Raw genomic sequence first — 17,667 nt, 5'->3', positions numbered from 1 at the left:
CTCCTACAGGACAGCGATCCGCGGGGGTGATTACGCGCGGTTCCGAAATCAATCCACGATGACCACCTCCGCGCTCGCCGCGCCGGAGATCCCGGCGATGTTGGACTGCGCGAAACTCAGGGTCACCGCGGTCCCGGCGGGCACCGGATAGGCGTCGACGCGGAAGCTCGCCTGCCATCGCTCGTTCGCCGCGCACGTCCCCGCCGCCAGGGTGGCGCCGTAGGCGGACACCGTGAGGTCGGCACCGACCTCGCACGCCACGGTCACGGACAGCAGCTCGGTGCGTGAGACCTGTCCTGGCACGTCGATGAGGACAGGAGCGCTCGGCACGCTCGCCTCGGGGGCGGGTTCCGGCTCCGGCTCCGGCGGCGGCGCTGCAGGAGCGGAGGGCTCCGGCGCGGCCGACGGCGGAGGGCTCGCGACCGGCGTCGCCGCCGGGGCGGATGTCGCCTCCGGGGATGGGACCGGGGTGGGTACGCTCCACGTCACGACCTCCGTGGCGGCGGGCGCCGCGACCACGGCGGTGCCCCCGACCACCGTGGCGGCGACGGTCGCCGCGAGCGTCGTCGCGGTGACCGCGGCCACGATACCGATGGTGGCCTTCGCCGCAGCGATACCTGCGACCGGAGCGGCGATCGCGGGCGGCAGCGGGGCGGCGCTGGCGGACAGTCCGGCAGATGTCAGCGACTGCCAGATCTGCGCACCGGCCCCCACCGTGATGCCGGCGGGGAAGAGGACGGACAGCATGCGCGAGCTGGCGTGACGCGCCTCCTCGGCCTTGGCGCGGCAGTCGGCGCACTCGTCGAGGTGGGCGTGCACACGGGCCGTGTCCCGGGGCGTGAGGCGCTGGCGGGCGTGCGCGCCCAGCTTCCCCATCGTCCACTGACACTCCCGGGAGGCCGGCGGGCGGGCCGCGACGTGCGCGGTGATCCAGGCCTGCCGGAGCCCCTCCCTGGCACGGAAGGCGAGGACCGCGGCCGCGCGCTCGCTGATGTCGAGGCGCTTGCCGATCTCGTGCATGGAGAGGTGCTCGACCTCGCCGAACCACAGCACGTCCTGCCAGCGCTCCGGCAGGGCCAGGATGGCCTGCGAGACGAGCGAGGCGTCGAAATCGGCGTCGGCCGCGGCATCCGTGCTGTTCGGGTCCTCCACCGCCTCGATGTACTCGATGGGCACCTCGCGACGGGCGCGGCCCCAGCTGATGGCGAGGTTGCGCATCGTGGCGAACAGGTACGGCTTGAACGCGGCCGTCGGCCCCTTCCCGGCCTGGATCGCCTGATAGATGCGGGTGAAGGACTCTGCGACGAGGTCGTCGGCATCGGCTGACCACCAGTAGCTGCGGGCCACGGCCGCCGCCGCGGGTGCGTAGCGCTCCCACAGCTCCGCATAGGCCTGCTCGTCACCCCCGCGGACCCGGTCCAGCAGGTCCGCGTCGCGTTCCCTCTCCTCGTCTCTGCGTTCGTCGCTCATAGTGTTCCCTTCCCCCGAGGGCCTGTGTCGGTGAGGTGACAAACCTCACCCGTGCGTTCTCGCGCCGACGCGGGGTGCGGTCCGACGGATGTCGGCCGCACCCCGCCCGGCGCGTGCGATCAGCGGTTCCCGCGGCGTGCGCGTCGCGCGGCCGCCAGCGCACCTCCTATCCCCAGAAGCAGCACCCCGGCGAGCAGACCCGCTGTCGCGATCTCCCCGCCGGTCGTGGCCAGCGAGCCCCCGGGAGTGCCCGCCGGCGTCGCCGGCGTGCTCGGCGTCGCCGGCGTGCTCGGCGTGGCCGGGGTGGCCGGCGTGCTCGGCGTGGCCGGAACGGGCGGCGGGGGCACGACGGCCACCGGGTTCTGCACGCCCACGGTGACGGTCTGGTCCCCCACCGTGAACCGCTCCGGGCTGATCACCGGCGTGCCCCAGGCGGTGCCGGCCACGGGCTCCGGCGCCCGCTCGCGGACCGTGACCTCCGCGCCGGCAGGCAGCGCCGGGCTCGTCACCGGCGATCCGGCTTCGAGATCGAGCACCCCCGAGCCCGCCGGGAAGCCCGGCCCCGCCGGGTACGTGTACTCCAGCACGTACCGGGTCCCGGCGGGGATCCGCTCGGTCGCGGCCGCCGGACCGCTGAGGGTCTTCAGCGCCGTGAAGCGCCCGACGCGCGTACCGTTCCCCGTCCCCGAGCCGCCGTGGCGGGTGACCTCCGACGTGACCGTCGACGATGTCTCGGTGCCGACCCGGATCTCGGCGGCGTTGCGGTAGGTGTCGGCCGCACCGTCGTCGGTCACCCGCGAGAGGTAGTGCACGTTGTAGAAGCCGCCCTCGACGGCGGTGAAGGTGACGGTGGTCCCGTCGGCGGAGACGGTGTAGTCGGCGGCAGCGACCTCGGTGACCGGCCCCGGGACGACGAGACCGCTGGGGAGGGTCTGCAGACCGGTGGCGACCCACAGCGACGGGTAGCGTTCCCCGGCGGCGGATTCGCGCAGGAGCTCCTGGTCGGAGCCGATGACGTCGGTGACGACGACTTCCTGACCCGCGGCCATGCCCTTCGCTCCCGCCCCGACGGCGACGTCCCACGCGATGGTGTCCGAGGTGTTCTGGTACTCCCCGCTCTTGAAGTCCGCGCGGCCTCGGAAGTCACAGTCGGTCGTGCAGATGAAGGGGTCCGGCTTCACATCGACGGAAGCGGTGACGTCACCGAAGTCGTAGGTGACCGTGGTGGTCTCGCTCACCTCGGTGGTCACCGTCGCCCAGAAGGAGAAGCCTCCGGAGAGACCGACGGGGTGCTCCTCGAGGTAAGCGCTGTCGATGTCGCAGACGAGCTGCGCGGCGGTCGTCACGCAGCGTCCCGCCTCAGCTCCCGCCGCGTCGAGCAACGGGAAGGTGTCCGGCAGCCCACGGAGGCCCTCGGGGAGCTCGACGACGAAGCCGGCAGGTGCGACCGGGTTGTCCGGCAGGGACCAGGTGCCGGTCAGCTCGGCCTTCGTGCCGCTGGCGACGGCCGTCTCCGTGAAGGCCAGGGACTCGACCGTCGCGCCGGTCGTGTACGGCGGGGCCGCGGTCGCCGCGACGGGGACGAGCAGGGCTCCGACGAATCCGCCGACGATCATGGCGACGGCGGCGACGCGGCGGGCGATGCGGCTCCGTCCCGAGCGGGGTCGGACGGGTGGCGAATGGGTCAGCATGTGTTCCTCCGGTGACAGCCGCGCACACGCGACGTGGGCACGGTCGAAGATGAGACACGGCGGGGCCCGACGTACTACGCGCGTTCCGCAGGATTGCGGAACGCGACGATGCACGCCGCACGTGTCTCCACGCCGCGCGGCGTCGCACTCTCTCCGCCCGCGGCGATGCCGCGGAGCTCTCCCCCGGCCCGCAAGGTTCCCCTCCCTCGCACAGGCCGCCAACGACGGTACCCCTCATGCGGCGCATCGCAGGTGTTCGCAGCCGCGCGTATATCGGCGTTCCGGAATGGGCCGACGGAACGCCCCGAGACCGGGGCTGTGCGGCGGGCCGGGGGAGCAGCCCGCCGCACGAGGGACTCGATTTCTCCACGTCGTCGGGTTGGGGATTCGACGACGTCCTGGGCCACGGATCCCGTCCGCGCTCACATGCCCAGCCTCGCCCCTCGGCAAACAGGACGGGAACGGCCCCTGAGCATTACGCCGGATAAGCTCGGAAACGTGCCGATCGCCCCCTCCGCCTCCCCTGCCACCGCCGACGACGACCTCCGCCGCCTCGCCGACGCGCTCCGCGACCCGGCACCGCTGAACTGGGTCATCACCGGCGACTCGATCACCCACGGCCTGGTGCACACCCAGGGCGGGCGCAGCTACCAGGAGCACCTCCACGAGCTGATCAGGGGCGAGCTCGAGCGCGTCCGCGACATCGTGCTCAACACCGCGATCAGCGGCAACCGGATCGTCGACATCCTCGACGACTGGGAGCGTCGGGTCGCGGGCTGGCAGCCGGATGTCGTCACCCTCATGGTCGGCACCAACGACGCCTCGGACGGCGGGCCCCGACCGGTGATCTCGCCGGACGACTACGCCGCCTCCCTGCATGACTTCGTGAGCCGGGTGCGCGAAATCGGCGCCATCCCGGTGCTCCAGACGCCGCCCGCCATCGACGTCCGCAACGCGCCGGAGCGGGCGCGGATCGCCGACTTCGCCGAGGCCGTCCGTCGGGTCGCGTCCGCGGAGGACGTGATCCTCGTCGACCAGTACGCGCACTTCGCAGAGCTGGGCGGTGGCGGGATGCCGTGGGGCCTCATGAACGACCCCTTCCACCCCAGCGCCGCCGGACACGCCGCTCTCGCCCTGGAGCTCGCCCGCGTCCTCGGCATCGCGCCGGAGGGACCGCGCGCCCGCACAGCCGCCCTCCTGGAAGGCATGGTCGGCACGGCTCGCGTCTTCGGCTGAGAGGCGCGGATTCACCCGGCCAGGGTGACCGCTCTGGACGGCGGTGACGGCGCGACGCTAGGTTGAGCGCATTCACACTCGACAGTGAGGTGGGGGCATGTCGCACGTCGTCGCAACCGGGGCCGGCAAGGCCATGATGGAACGTCGGAACGATCCGACGCACGAGTACATCCTGAAGCTCACCGGCAAGGAGCGGCCTCGGGTCCTCTTCGTCGGCACCGCGACCGGCGATGACACCGCCTACATCGTGAGCTTCTACTCCACGTACGACTCCGACAGATGCGCGCCGCACCACCTGCCGCTGTTCCATCGCGCCGTCGACGACCTGGCCGGGTTCGTGAAGGGCTTCGACGTCATCCACGTCGGCGGCGGGAACACCGCCAACATGCTCGACGTCTGGAAGCGTCAGGGCCTCGACGAGATCATGCGCGAGATGTGGGAGGACCCCTCGTCGAACGTCGTGTTCACGGGAGGCAGCGCGGGCGGCATCTGCTGGTTCGAGGGCGGCACGACCGACAGCTACGGGCCCACGCTGCAGGTGCTCCCCGAGGGTCTCGGGTTCCTGCACGGCAGCTTCTGTCCGCACTACGACGCCGAGGACCAGCGACGGCCGCTCTTCCACGCCTCCCTGCTCAGCGGCGAGCTCTCCACCGGGTATGCGGTGGGCAACCTGCAGTCGTTGCACTTCGAGAACAGCGAGTTCGTCACGGCGGTCAGCCCGGTCGAGAACGCGTTGGCGCTGAAGGTCGAGGCGGCCGACGGGAATATCGTCGAGACCGAGCTGCCGGTGCAGGTCCTCACCGGGGCGGCGCCGATCGTGAAGGGGCCGTCGTCGTGAACGACAGCGTCTGGATCCTCGTCGCCGAGCTCATCGTCGTCGTCCTGGCGATCTTCATGGGCACCCGCACGAGCGGGATCGGCCTGGGCGTGTGGGGCCTCGTCGGCGTCGCGGTGCTCGTGTTCGTGTTCGGGGAGGCCCCCGGCAACGCCCCCGTCGACGCGGTGTTCATCGTCATCACGGTCATCACCGCGGCCTCGACCATGCAGGCCGCCGGTGGCATCGACTGGATGGTGTCGGTGGCCGCGAAGGTCATCCGCAAACGCCCGAAGTCCGTCGTCTTCCTCGCGCCGGCGATGTCGTTCCTCTTCACGGTCGGCGCGGGGACCGGCAACATCTTCTACCCGCTGCTGCCCGTGATCTACGACGTCTCCTACCAGCAGAAGATCCGGCCGGAGCGGGCGCTGTCGGTCTCGGCCGTCGCCTCGCAGGTCGGCATCCTGTGCTCGCCGGTCTCCGCGGCCACCGCATCGATGGTCGTGCTGCTCGCGCCGCAGGGCGTCGACCTCGGCGGCCTGCTCCTCATCATGTGGCCGGCCTCGATCGCGGGCCTGCTCGTCGCCGCCCTGGTCATGATGCGTCACGGCAAGGACCTCGAGGACGACCCGGAGTACCAGAAGCGCCTGGCGGAGGGGCAGATCAAGCCGCCCACCGTCGACGCGCACGAGAACAAGCTCCCGCCGACCGCCGTGCTCTCGGCCTCGCTGTTCCTCGCCGGCGTCGCGGTGATCGTCTTCTTCGGCCTGTTCGAGAACCTCCGTCCGGTCATCGGCACCGATGACGACGGCGACCCGCTCCGCCTGAGCGTCACGGTGATCATCGAGGTCGTCATGGGCATCATCGCCGCGCTGATCTTCGTGTTCTGCAAGGTCAAGGCCGCCGACGTGCCGAAGCAGTCCACGTTCCCCGCGGGCATCGTCGGGGCCATCGCCCTGTTCGGCATCGCCTGGCTCGCCAACACGTTCGTCGCCGCGAACCAGACCCTCATCGTCGACGGGCTGGGCTCGGTCGTCTCCGGATCGTCCGCCTTCCTCGGCGCTCTGCTGTTCGCGCTGGCGCTCTTCGCGGTCGCCATGCTCACGACCAGCCAGTCGAGCGCCACGAACGCGATCGTCCCGATCGGCATCACGATCGGTCTGCCCGCCTCCCTGCTGGTGGGGCTGTGGCCGGCGGCGATGGGCATCTACACGCTGCCCGCCAACGGCAGCCAGGTGGCGACGGTCGCGTTCGACCAGACCGGGACGACGAAGATGGGCAAGTTCGTCATCGACCACTCGTTCCAGCTGCCGAACCTCGTCTACGTCGGCACGGCGATCGTCGTCGGGGTGGCGCTGTCGTTCCTGTTCACGTGACATGACCGACGTCGTCGACCGGTCGGCGCTGCGGCAGTTCCTCCTGGGACTGGCTCAGGGCATGAATGCATCGGCGGAGTCCGTCGACCGCATCCGGGACACGATCGCCGAGGTGGCCACGGCATCGGGGGGAGACGGCGCCGACTTCGTCGTCCTGCCGACGATCATCATCGTGGAGACGGGGGACGCGGAGGAGCAGCGGGTCGCGTTCCGGTCGGCCACGAACGCCTCGTTCCGCTTCGACCAGATCGCCGCGCTGTACGACCTCATCGCGCAGGCGAAGACCGGCGCCGTGGACCCGCTGGACGGCATCCGGCGGCTCAACGAGATCGGCGCGATGCGCCCGCGGCTCGGCTGGTTCACCCGTACGCTCGGGCATGCCATCCTCACGACCGGCCTCGCGCTCCTGCTCGCGCCGACCTGGCAGGGCGCGCTCGTCGCCTTCGTGCTCGGGTTCGGGATCGGCCTGCTCAAGCTCGTGCGCTCCCCCACACTGCAGCTGGTCATGCCCATCGCCGCGGCCTTCGTGTGCGCCGCCGCGGTGTTCCTGCTCGCGGAGGTGATCGAGATCGGCGACCCGATCCGGCTGCTGATCGCGCCGCTGGTGACCTTCCTCCCCGGCGGCGTGCTCACCACGGCGACGGTCGAGCTCGCAGCCGGACAGATGATCTCCGGTGCGTCCCGCCTCATCTACGGGTTCGTGCAGCTCGCCCTCCTCGCCTTCGGCATCCTCGCCGCGGGCGCGGTGGTGGGCGTCTCGAGCGACTCGTACGAGGCGCTCGACGCCTCCTCGTCCTACCTGCCCTGGTGGGTGCCGCTGCTGGGCATCCTCGTGTTCGCACTCGGCAACTACCTGCACTTCTCCTCCCCGCCGTCCACATTCGGGTGGGTGCTGCTCGCCCTGGTCGTCGCCTACCTCGGCCAATGGGCGGGAACGGAGTTCATCGACCCGGCGGTCGGCGGCTTCGTCGGCGCGGTCGCCGTCACGCCGGTCGTGTTCTGGATCGCCGGGCTGCGCCACGGGGCCCCGTCGCAGCTCACGTTCCTCCCCGCGTTCTGGCTGCTGGTGCCGGGAGCGGCGGGGCTGGTGGGACTCACCGAGGCGGTGGCGACCGACAACGGTCTCGCCGACTTCACCGCCGCCCTCGTCTCCGTCATGTCGATCGCCTTGGGTGTGCTCATCGGCACGGCGCTCTACCGCGTCGTGCACCACGGCGCGGAGGAGTTCGTCCAGTTCGCCGTCGCCCCGCCGCCCGCGGAGGACGAAGAGCCCGCGCCGACGCTCTGGCACCGCCTGTCTGCCCCGCTGCGCCGCCTGCGCCGCCGCGATCGCTAGCGGTACACCTCGCGACGGTGGCCGGCGTGCACGACGACGACCGTCAGGATCCCGTCCTCGATCCGGTAGAGCACCCCGTAGTCCCCCGTCCGCACCCGCCACTCCGGTCGGCCGGTGAGCTTGCGTGCCGCGGGGGGCCGTGGGTCTTCGGAGAGGAGCTCGATGACGGCCTGGATACGTCGGGACCCGGTGCCGATCAGAGCGTGGCGAGGATCTCCTTCATCTCCGCGATCTCCGCGGTCTGCGCGTCGACGATGTCCTGCGCGAGGGCGACCCCGTCGGCGTTCTCGCCGTCCGCGACCTCCGTCTCGGCCATCTCGACCGCGCCCTCATGGTGGGCGATCATCTGCTCCAGGAACAGCCGGGACGCCTCCGGGCCCGCGGCGGCTTCGAGCGCGGCGAGGTCGTCGTCGCTCATCATGCCGTCACCGTGGTCCATTTCCGCGGGGTCACCCGCCTCGGCACCCCAGTCGTCGAGCCACCCCTGCAGCTGCTCGATCTCCGGGCCCTGAGCGGCCTTGATGCGTTCGGCGAGGTCGGTCACCCGTGGGTCGACGTCATCCTTCGCGAGCACGATGTCCGACATCTCGACGGCCTGCTCGTGATGGACGATCATCATGGACGCGAACATCGCATCGGCCTCGTTCGCTCCGGCCAGCGGGGCGTCCGAGGTGGAGTGATCCATACCGGAGTGGTCAGCCGGTCCCGCAGGTGCGGCCGAGGCGCATCCCGCGAGGGCGAGGGTTCCGACCAGCACGAGGGCGGCGGCGGCAGCGGTTCGATTCTTCATTTCTCTCTCATCTCTGTCTGTCGGAAGGGCGTCCGCGGTCGCGGAGCCCGGGCGCTCACCAGCGCCGATCAGGTCCGACTGATGCAGAGGACGTGGAGTGAGGGGGGACGGAGAGGGGCGGCGGCGGTTCCCGCGCGCACGCGGAGGGCGCGCAGCAGGGGAGCGATCACGGCCGCGCGAATGGGGCGCAGCACCAGGAGCAGTCCGCCGAGGAGCGCGAGGACGCAGGCCGCGCCGCCATCCCCCGCGGAGTCGTCGGGGGCGACGGCCGCCTCGGCGACGGACACCGCATGCGCCGCCGACGCCGAGGGGTGCGCGGGCACCGGTGCCGCGTGGCCCGCCATCGCGTGCGCTCCGGGGGTGCCGTGCGTGTCGAGCGCGTGCATGCCGAGGAGCCCGAGCACGATGCCGCCCACGAGGAGGACGACGAGCAGCGCCCTCTGGAGCACGCGACGACCGGCCATGGGTCCACTATACCCGGTGGGGGTATAGTGGACCGCAGTCAGCGGGCGACGCCGGCGCGACGCAGCAGCCGGCGGACGGCGAGGACGACTCCCGCCACCGCGAGCTCCCCGAGCACCCGGCCGAGCAGCGTGGCGATGAGCACCGGCGGGACGAGGTGCTCCGGGGAGAACACCGGGAGGGCCACGAGGAAGAGCACCACCCCGGTCACGGCGCCGGCGAGCAGGACACGACCCGGGCGGACCGCGGCGTCGCGCCGGAACGGCAGCGCGAGGTCGAGGACCGCGCCGCCGATGACGAGCGGCACCACCCCGAGCAGCCCGATGGGGGACACCGCGAGCGTCAGCACCCCGGTCACGAAGGCGGCCAGCGTCGCCATGCCAGGGACCCGGGTGACGACGCGGGCGAGGAAGGGCAGTGCGGTGTGCACGGCCGCGACCAGGGCATACGCGGGAGGGGAGGCGGCGGCCAGCACGCTCGTGACCGGGACGACAGCCAGGAAGACGAGGGCCTGAACCGCGCCGAGGGCTGCGCTCACGAGCAGGGCGCTGGTCGGCACACGGCGGGACACGGGCGATAACGGACCACTCACTCCTCCGAGCCTAGAACTCCCGGCGCCCCTCGCTCCGCAGCGTCCTGTACCGTGCGGGTTTGGATATCGTAGGGGTGGGGATGCGTACCTGGGGAGGGACGATGCCGACTTTCGGCGCGCAAGGGGACACGAGGTTTCCGCGGGTTTCCGCGCACGTGATCGGGCGTCCGCGGCTGAACGCGGTGCTGGATGCCGGGGCTCCGCTCACGCTGCTGCGCGGCGCCGCGGGCTCCGGGAAGACCACCGCCCTGGTCGGCTGGGCTTTCACCTGCTCCGCCCGGGTCGTGTGGCTCACGGTCACACCGGCCCTGGCGACGAGCCCGGCACTGGCATCTGCGCTGCTGCGGGTGCTGCGCGGCACGGACACGGACACGGGCGCAGGCAGCACCGATCCGGCCACCGGGGACGGCTGGCCCGCCGTCGGGCACTACCTGTGCGATCACGAGGAGCCTGTCGTCATCGTCCTGGACGACGCCGCCGCGCTCGACCGGGATGCGGTCTTCGACCTCTGCCGCACGGTCGCCGTCCCGTCGCACGTCCGCCTGATCGTCGCCACGAATCGCCCCAGTCCCTTCGACAGCGACGGCGTCGGCCTCGTGATCGACACCGCGCTGATCTCTCCGGAAGACCTCGCGTTCGACACCGACGAGATCCGCCGCGCTCTCGACGTGGACGAGGACACCGCCGTCGCCGTGCGGGCGGCCACCGAGGGATTCGCGGCGGTCGTGCGTGCCGTCGCTCTCCGCGGCCGTGCCCCCGACGGCACGACGATCGTGGAGGTCGCGACGGCGGCGGTCGACGACTACCTCCGCAGCCGCATGGAGGAGGGCAGGTTCGGCGCCGGCGTCCTGGAGGGTCTTATCCGGATCAGCATCACGGACACGGTCGACCTGCCGTTGGCGCAGGCCCTCAGCAGCGATCCGGACATCGGCACGGCCCTCGACGAGGCCGAGGCGTTTGGCTTCGGCCGATGGTCGACGGACTCCGGGCGCCGGACCTTCACGATCGCCGCGCCGGCCCGCACCCTGCTGCGTCACGACCTCCTGCGGCGGTTCCCCGCCGAGATCCGCGTGCTCCGACGCCTCGCGATCGAGGGCGCCCTGCGCCGAGGCGCCCCCTTCGAAGGACTGCGCCTCGCGATGGAGGAGGACGACCTCCACCTCGCGGCCCACGTCATCATGTCCGGGTGGAGCCACCTCCTGGACCACGACGGTCGCCGGGTCGTGGCGCTGCTGGGCGACCTGCCTCTCGCCCGGCTGAAGCAGGAGCCGCTGGTGGCCATGCTCCTGGGCATCTGCCTCAATGCCAACCGGCTCCGGCGGGTGCGCGGACTGCAGCTGCTGCGGATGGCGATCTCCGCCGCGAACGCCCGTCGGAACACGCTCTCTCCGACGGAGCGCCTGTTCATCTGGACTGCCGAGAGTGCGGCGCTGCGCGTGATCGGGATGCCCGACAGGGCGGGGCAGGTGGCCGCCCGCGCGCTGGCTCTGTTCACCGAGACACCCGAGTCCCAGTGGGAGCAGTACGCGATGGAGATGCCGCTGCTCTGCACGCACCTCGGCATCTCGCTCTACTACGGCGGCCGTCGGGAACAGGCCGTGCGCCTGTTCGACGAGGCCGCCGCCCTCGCGGCGTCGCAGGGCAGCGGGAAGGCGTTCCACGCCGTCAGCCTCCTCGGCGGGATCCACGCCCTCAACGGCGATCTGCCGGAGGCCCGGCACTATGTCGAGATCATCCGCGACGGCTCGTGGGATCCCGCGCAGCTGGACGGCTACCGCGGCACGTTCTACCGCGTCGCCGAGGCGATGCTGGCGGTCGAGGACGGCGACCTCGCCGCAGCCAAGCACCACGCGCGCGCCTTCCTCCCGCACCGGGCGACGAGCGAGCACTGGACGACGATGGCGACGGTCGAAGCCTGGATCGCGCTGCATGAGGGCGATGCCGCGGGCGGACTGGAGCGACTGGAGTCGTTCGCCCGACTGCGCGGACGCGAGGCCGGCTCTCCGCCGGCCCGCCAGGCGCTGAGCCGCCCGCGGATCCTGCTCCACCTCGCCCTCGGCGACATCCGCGCCGCGCGCGGCATCAAGCAGCGCGACGCCGGGGCGGACCGCTTCGGCACCCTTCTGGAACGGGCCAGGGTCGCCCTGATCGACGGTCGCGCGCCCGAGGCGGCGCGGCTCCTCTCTCACACGCGCCTCGAGCCGACGACCTCACGCGAGCGCGCGGAGGCCGCGGCGGTGCAGAGTGCCGCCCTCCACCGGGTCAGTCCCGCCGCCGCGCAGGCCGTGACCGAGGCGCTGAACGCCCAGCTCGCCGACCGCGGACTGCGCACCCCGCTGGCGCTGCTCAGCGCCGAGGATTTCGCCGCCGTCCGCGCCGACCTCGCTCCGATCGGCGGCGCGCCGCTGCCCGACCGATCCGCGTTGCCGTCGTTCGCCGCCCGCCCGAGGCTGTCCTCGCGGGAGCAGGTGGTGCTGCACGCGCTCACCACCGGGGCGCCGCTGCCCGAGATCGCCGCGGAGCTCCAGGTCTCGCCGAACACCCTGAAGACGCAGCTCCGCAGCATCTACCGCAAGCTCGACGCGGCCAACCGTACGGAGGCGCTCGAACAGGCCGCCCGGCACGGCCTCCTCCGCGGATGACGAGAGCCCCGCCCGTCGCAGACGACGGGCGGGGCTCTCCGGCGGAACCGCTAGCTCTGCAGGCGGCGTCGGCGCACCAGCAGCAGCACGGCACCGCCGATCAGGAGGGCGATCGCGAGCCCGAGGACCCACGGCGCCAGCTGTCCACCCGTGAGGGCGAGCGGCGTCAGCACCGGGTTCTCGGTCGTGCTCGTCGGGGGCGTGATCGTCTCCCCGCCGGGAGGCGTGGCCGACGCCGTGGCCGCGTTCCGCAGCGTCGCTCCCGCCGCGTCGGCGTGCACGGTCACCGCATAGGTGATCACGACGCGCTCCCCTTCCGCGAGGCTGCCGGTCCAGCGCAGCGTCGTGCCGTCGATCGTCGGCGCGGCCACCGCACGGTCACCCACCGTGGCGGTCGCCGAGCCGCGGAGGTCGGCGTGCCGCAGCACTCCGGCCAGGTCGTCCGTGACGACGACCTCGTCCAGACCCGTCTCGCCGGTGTTGGTGCCGGTGAGGGTGTAGGTCACGACGCTGCCCGTCGCGACGGCGGAGCCGGATGCGGGGTCGGACGTCTTGACGAACGCGAAGCCCGGGGTGCCGACGGGGTTCTCCGTCGTCACCGGCGGCGGGGTCAGCTCGGCGCCACCCGGAGGCGTCGCCGTGCCCTCGACGGTGTTCGCGATGATCACGCCGCCGGCGTCGCCGTGCACGGTCACCGAGTAGGTGATCGTGACGCGCTCGCCGACCGCGAGGTCACCGGTCCAGGTGAGCTCATCTCCCGCGACGACGGGTGTCGCGGCGGTGCCGTCGCTCAGGGTCGCCGTCGCGTCGCCGTTGTAGGCGGCGTGGGCGAGCACACCCGAGAGGTCGTCGACGATGCGGACCGGAGCCAGCGCCGTCTCCCCCGTGTTCACGCCGGTCACCGTGTAGGTGACGACGCTGCCCGGGTCGACACGCGTGCCGGAGGCGGGGTCGGCGAACTTGTGCAGCTCGAAGCCCGGCTCGTTCACGGGGTTCTCGGTCGTCGCCGGCGGCGTCTCGATGGGCGGCACGCCACCGGGCGGGGTCGCCGAGCCGGAGGCCGAGTTCTCGATCACGGACCCGCCGGCATCCGCCCGCACGGTCACCGAGTAGGTGATCGTGACGGTCTCGCCGACCTGCAGCGCACCCGTCCACGACAGCCCCTCCTCGGCCACCGTCGGCGCGGTGGTCACCGTGCCGCCGATCGTCGCGGTCGCATCGTCGTTGTACTCGGCGTGCGCCAGGACACCGGAGAGGTCATCGGTGATGGTGACAGGGTCGAGAGCCGTCTCCCCCGTGTTCACGCCGGTCACCGTGTAGGTGAGGACACTGCCCGGGTCGACCGCCGTGCCCGCAGCCGGGTCGACGCTCTTCGAGACCGAGAATCCGGGCTCGTTGACCGGGTTGGTCGTGACACCGGGCGGCGGCGTGATCGTGGATCCTCCGGGCGGGGTCGCCGTCGCGGACGCCGCGTTCTCGATCACGGTGCCGACGCCGTCGGCGCTCACGGTCACGGAGTAGGTGACGGTCACGGTCTGGCCGACCGCGAGCGCCCCCGTCCACGACAGCTCGGTGCCGTCCAGGGTCGCGGGAGCCGCAGCGGCACCCGCGATGCTCGCCACGGCGTCCGCGTTGAACGTCGCGTACGGCAGCACGCCGGACAGGTCGTCGGTGATCGTCACCGGGTCGAGCGCCGTCTGGCCCGTGTTGACCGCGGTCAGCGTGTAGGTGAGCACGTCACCGGGGTCGACAGCGGTACCGGCGGCGGGGTCGACGGTCTTGGCGAACGCGAAGCCGGGCTCGTTCACGGGGTGCTCCGTGCTTGACGGCGGCGGCGTGATCGGCGTGCCGGGAGTCGTGGGGCTCTCGGGGTCGCTCGGGTCGGCGGGGATGAGCGGGGTCGCCTCTCCCGTCGCCGTGTTCGCGATGGTCTCGCCGCCGGCGGTGGCGTCGACGGTCACCGAGTAGGTGATCACGACGTCCTGGCCGGGGCGCAGCACGCCGTTCCACGACAGGGCGCCGTCGGCCACGCGGACATCGCCGCGGGTCGCGGACACGTCGTCGTTGTACGCCGCGTGGGCCAGCGCCGCGCGCAGGTCGTCGCCGATCTCGACGGGGTCGAGGACGGTGTCGCCCGTGTTGCGGCCGGTCACGGTGTAGGTGATCACGGTGCCGGGGTCGACGCGCGTGCCCGTCGCCGGGTCGGCCGTCTTGGTGACGGTGAACCCGGGGGTCGCGACGGGGTGCTCCGTCGTCGCCGGCGGGGTCTCGACCGGGGTGCCCGGCGTCGTCGGACTCTCCGGGTCGGTCGGGTCGGTCGGGATCAGCGGGGTGCCCTCACCGGACACCGTGTTGCGGAGCAGCACGCCCGTCGCCTCCTCGTCCACCGTCACCGTGTAGGTGATGTCGACGCGGTCGCCGGGAGCGAGCGTCCCGGTCCAGGTGAGGGTGGTGCCGGAGAGCGTGACGGATCCGGACGAGGCCTTCGCGTCGCCGCCGTACTCCGCGTTCGCGAGGACGGCCGAGAGGTCGTCGACGATCGTCGCGGGGTCGAGGACCGTGTTGCCGGTGTTGACGCCCGAGACCGTGTAGGTGATCGTGTCACCCGCGCGGACGGCGGTGCCGGAGGCCGGGTCGGCCGACTTCGTGACCTCGAAGCCCGTGTCGACGACGGGGTGCTCCGTCTCCGCCGCCGGCGGGACGATCGGGGTCCCCGGCGTCTTCGCCCCGGAGGGGTCGGCGGGGTCGATCGGGATCTGCGGCGTGGCCGATCCGGTGACGACGTTGTGCAGCAGGGCCTTCTCGACACCCGCGTCCACCGTCACGGTGTAGCGGATCGTGACCGATTCCCCGCGCGGGATAGCGCCGGTCCAGGTGAGGGTGGCGTCGGCGACCCGCACGGAGCCGCGGTCGGCCGTGACGTCGTCGTTGTAGCCGGCGGAGCCGAGCACGCCCGACAGGTCGTCGACGATCTCCGCGGGATCGAGGTCGGTGTCGCCCGTATTGGTGCCGGTGATCGTGTAGGTGATCGTGTCACCGGCGGACACGGCCGTGCCGGAGGCGGGGTCGGCCGACTTCGAGATCGTGAAGCCGGAGCCGATCACGGGGTGCTCGGTGGTGACCGTCGGCGGGACGATGGGGTCACCCGGAACCTGCGGCCCGGTCGGGTTGCCCGGGTTCGGGGTGGTGGGAGTGCCCGATCCGGTCACGCTGTTGCGCAGGATCTCGCCGGAGGTGTCGTCGCCCACGGTCACCGAGTACGTGATCGTCACGGTCTGTCCGGGCTGAAGCGTTCCGGTCCAGGCGAGGGCGTTCCCGGTCAGGGTCGCGCCGCCCGTGGTGACGGTGGTGCCGCCGACCGTGGTCGTGATGTCGTCGTTGAAGGCGGCGCTCGCGAGCACGCCGGAGAGATCGTCGGTGACGGTCGCCGGGTTCAGGACGGTCGCCCCGGTGTTCGTGCCCGTGACGGTGTACTCGATGGTCTGGCCCGGCTCCACCACGGTGCCCGCGGCGGGATCGGAGGTCTTCGCGACCTCGAAGCCGGCGACGGGGTGCTCGGTGGTGACGGCTGGAGGGGTGATCGGAGGCAGCCCCCCGGGCGGGGTGCCGGATGCGGTGACGCGGTTGGCGATGCGCTCGCCCTCCACGCCCTCGTCGACGACGACGGAGTACGTGATCGTGAGTACCTGCCCGGGCTCGAGGGCACCGGTCCAGGCGAGGTCGTCGCCCGTGACGGTGGCGGCGCCGGACGACACCGGGTCGCCGTCGATCGCCGTGGCCACGTCGCCCTGGTACTCGGCGTTGGCGAGCACACCCGACAGGTCGTCGGTCACGGTGACCGGGTCGAGGCGGGTGTTGCCGGTGTTCTCGGCCTGCACCGTGTAGGTCAGTCGCTGGCCGGGCTGCACGGCGGTGCCGTCGGCGGGGTCGGAGGTCTTGCGGAGAGCGAGGTCCGGCGCGAGGCGGACGTTCGTGTAGGTGCACGTGACGTCGGTGCCGAGCGGGCCGGACGGCTGGGTGACCTGTCCGTCGGCGGTGACGGCCACCGGGGTGGTCGAGCCGTCGGCGTTCACCTGCAGGCAGACGAGGGAGGCGTCGTACTTCGTGAGGTCGGTCGAGCCCGCCGCCGACTCGGACAGCCGGAAGGTGTCTCCCTGGTTGGTGAACACGGGGCCGACGTAGTCCGGCTGCAGACCGGAGCGGTCGCCACGGGTGACGGCGTCGGTCTGCGCGACCTGGTAGCCGACCGGCGACTGCACGCGGAGCCCGAACTGGTCGGTCCCGGCGTGACGGCCTTCGGGGAGATCCTTCTTCAGCGTCAGCGTGTTCGGGAACGTGCAGCTCGCCATGTCGGTGGGCGAGAAGGTGCCGAGCGAGGTGGTGTTGACGGTCTGTCCGCGGGGCAGATCGACCTCGACGATGTACGGGTTGGTCCCCCCAACCGAGACGAAGATGTGGCCGAGGTTCCCGAACGCGATGCCGTTGCCCTGCACGCCCGCGCCCATGTCGTGCACCTGCTTGGCATCGATCGTGGCCGTGCTGGGCTGGAGCGTTGCGGGCAGGTCGGCGGAGTAGATGTATCGGTCGGCGACCAGCACGAGCTGACCGGAGGCACTGAAGGCCATGTCGCCGTTGGCCCCGAAGGCGCTGCTGCCGGTAGTCGGGCGCAGCTTGCCTACCTGCACGTAGGTCTGCGGCGTGACGCTCTCGTTCCACGCATAAAGGTTGATGGCGCCATCGAGCGTGCCGCTGGCGAAGTAGTACACGCCCGTGACGGGATGCACGGCCCCTCGGAGGACAGAGGAGTCTGTGCGGCTGGTTCCCAGCGTGAACGGCGTTCGGGTCGTCGTTCCCTCGCCCCGACGGTCGTGCTTGGCCAGCACCTTGTCCGTGCCGACGTTGGTCACCGTGTACGCGTACGTTCCGTCCGCCGACAGGCCGAGCCCGTTGTCGGAGTGGCCGAGGCCGATGCTCGTGGCGCCGAGGGTGCCGCCCTGCTCGTTCACGGCGAACTCGCGCACCTCGGTGGCGCTCTGCACGTACACCGCTCCCGGCGTGCAGAGGAACGGCTCTGCCGCGGCGGCAGGCGCGGCGGTCAGCGTCCCGCCGACGACGATCATCGACGACGCGACGAGCGCCGTGCTCACGGCACCGCCGATCAGCCTCTTCGTCCGGCCCCGCCAGCGGCTGCGCCGCTCCGGCGGAAGGCCATCGGACGTGCGGTCCTTGCGGGCAACACGGAATCCCATGACTGCTCT

General features: G+C 71.9%; 12 protein-coding genes. 5 read left to right on the top strand and 7 right to left on the bottom strand.

The window, feature by feature from the left end:
* Positions 1-48: 48 nt before the first annotated feature.
* Both MICNX66_RS00785 and MICNX66_RS00780 read right to left on the bottom strand, forming a co-directional pair.
* Positions 49-1,470, bottom strand: a complete 1,422-nt coding sequence (locus tag MICNX66_RS00785) for a sigma-70 family RNA polymerase sigma factor (protein WP_187662913.1) — start codon at positions 1,468-1,470, stop codon at positions 49-51.
* A gap of 119 nt (positions 1,471-1,589) precedes the next feature.
* Positions 1,590-3,161 carry a DUF5979 domain-containing protein gene (locus MICNX66_RS00780; protein ID WP_187662912.1) on the bottom strand — a complete coding sequence of 524 codons (1,572 nt, stop codon included), beginning with the start codon at positions 3,159-3,161 and terminating at the stop codon, positions 1,590-1,592.
* 498 nt (positions 3,162-3,659) lie between these two features.
* Between MICNX66_RS00780 and MICNX66_RS00775 the strand changes: the two genes are divergently transcribed.
* From MICNX66_RS00775 to MICNX66_RS00760, 4 genes are all read left to right on the top strand, one after another.
* Positions 3,660-4,397, top strand: coding sequence for an SGNH/GDSL hydrolase family protein (locus MICNX66_RS00775; protein ID WP_187662911.1), 738 nt, complete (start codon positions 3,660-3,662; stop codon positions 4,395-4,397).
* Positions 4,398-4,494: 97 nt separating this feature from the next.
* Positions 4,495-5,235 (top strand): peptidase E, encoded by a 741-nt coding sequence (locus MICNX66_RS00770; RefSeq protein WP_187662910.1) that lies wholly within the window; start codon positions 4,495-4,497, stop codon positions 5,233-5,235.
* The gene (locus tag MICNX66_RS00765; protein WP_187662909.1) at positions 5,232-6,587 is read left to right on the top strand and encodes an anaerobic C4-dicarboxylate transporter family protein; all 1,356 of its coding nucleotides are present in this window, start codon (positions 5,232-5,234) and stop codon (positions 6,585-6,587) included. The genes MICNX66_RS00770 and MICNX66_RS00765 overlap by 4 nt, the downstream gene beginning before the upstream one ends.
* A 1-nt stretch (position 6,588) precedes the next feature.
* The gene (locus tag MICNX66_RS00760; protein ID WP_187662908.1) at positions 6,589-7,923 is read left to right on the top strand and encodes a threonine/serine ThrE exporter family protein; all 1,335 of its coding nucleotides are present in this window, start codon (positions 6,589-6,591) and stop codon (positions 7,921-7,923) included.
* Here MICNX66_RS00760 and MICNX66_RS00755 read toward each other — a convergent pair.
* The 4 genes from MICNX66_RS00755 to MICNX66_RS00740 form a co-directional block, all read right to left on the bottom strand.
* Positions 7,920-8,099 (bottom strand): type II toxin-antitoxin system RelE family toxin, encoded by a 180-nt coding sequence (locus tag MICNX66_RS00755; RefSeq protein ID WP_311198664.1) that lies wholly within the window; start codon positions 8,097-8,099, stop codon positions 7,920-7,922. The two genes, MICNX66_RS00760 and MICNX66_RS00755, sit on opposite strands and share 4 nt — an antisense overlap.
* Before the next feature lie 20 nt (positions 8,100-8,119).
* Positions 8,120-8,713: a DUF305 domain-containing protein gene (locus MICNX66_RS00750; protein WP_187662907.1), complete on the bottom strand. Its 594-nt coding sequence runs from the start codon at positions 8,711-8,713 to the stop codon at positions 8,120-8,122.
* Between the two features lie 68 nt (positions 8,714-8,781).
* A complete protein-coding gene (locus MICNX66_RS00745; protein WP_187662906.1) occupies positions 8,782-9,177 on the bottom strand; it encodes a DUF6153 family protein in 396 nt (131 codons plus the stop codon).
* A gap of 38 nt (positions 9,178-9,215) precedes the next feature.
* Entirely contained in the window at positions 9,216-9,767 is a 552-nt protein-coding gene (locus MICNX66_RS00740; protein WP_187662905.1) for an ECF transporter S component, read from the bottom strand.
* Positions 9,768-9,922: 155 nt separating this feature from the next.
* Here MICNX66_RS00740 and MICNX66_RS00735 point away from each other — a divergent pair, with 155 nt between their 5' ends.
* Positions 9,923-12,409, top strand: a complete 2,487-nt coding sequence (locus MICNX66_RS00735; protein ID WP_232089147.1) for a LuxR C-terminal-related transcriptional regulator — start codon at positions 9,923-9,925, stop codon at positions 12,407-12,409.
* 50 nt (positions 12,410-12,459) lie between these two features.
* On the opposite strand, the gene MICNX66_RS00730 is transcribed toward MICNX66_RS00735, so the two are convergent.
* On the bottom strand, positions 12,460-17,658 hold the full coding sequence (locus MICNX66_RS00730) for an isopeptide-forming domain-containing fimbrial protein (RefSeq protein WP_187662903.1): 5,199 nt from the start codon (positions 17,656-17,658) through the stop codon (positions 12,460-12,462).
* Positions 17,659-17,667: the final 9 nt, after the last annotated feature.

This window comes from Microbacterium sp. Nx66 (genome assembly GCF_904066215.1).
In the GTDB taxonomy this organism is placed as follows: Bacteria; Actinomycetota; Actinomycetes; order Actinomycetales; family Microbacteriaceae; genus Microbacterium; species Microbacterium meiriae.
This window is presented reverse-complemented; position numbering and strand designations above follow the sequence as displayed.

Coding starts and splice junctions, on each gene's coding strand:
- MICNX66_RS00780 (WP_187662912.1), bottom strand. CDS start 3,161: ATGCTGACCCATTCGCCACCCGTCCGACCCCGCTCGGGACGGAGCCGC.
- MICNX66_RS00730 (WP_187662903.1), bottom strand. CDS start 17,658: ATGGGATTCCGTGTTGCCCGCAAGGACCGCACGTCCGATGGCCTTCCG.
- MICNX66_RS00785 (WP_187662913.1), bottom strand. CDS start 1,470: ATGAGCGACGAACGCAGAGACGAGGAGAGGGAACGCGACGCGGACCTG.
- MICNX66_RS00750 (WP_187662907.1), bottom strand. CDS start 8,713: ATGAAGAATCGAACCGCTGCCGCCGCCGCCCTCGTGCTGGTCGGAACC.
- MICNX66_RS00760 (WP_187662908.1), top strand. CDS start 6,589: ATGACCGACGTCGTCGACCGGTCGGCGCTGCGGCAGTTCCTCCTGGGA.
- MICNX66_RS00745 (WP_187662906.1), bottom strand. CDS start 9,177: ATGGCCGGTCGTCGCGTGCTCCAGAGGGCGCTGCTCGTCGTCCTCCTC.
- MICNX66_RS00770 (WP_187662910.1), top strand. CDS start 4,495: ATGTCGCACGTCGTCGCAACCGGGGCCGGCAAGGCCATGATGGAACGT.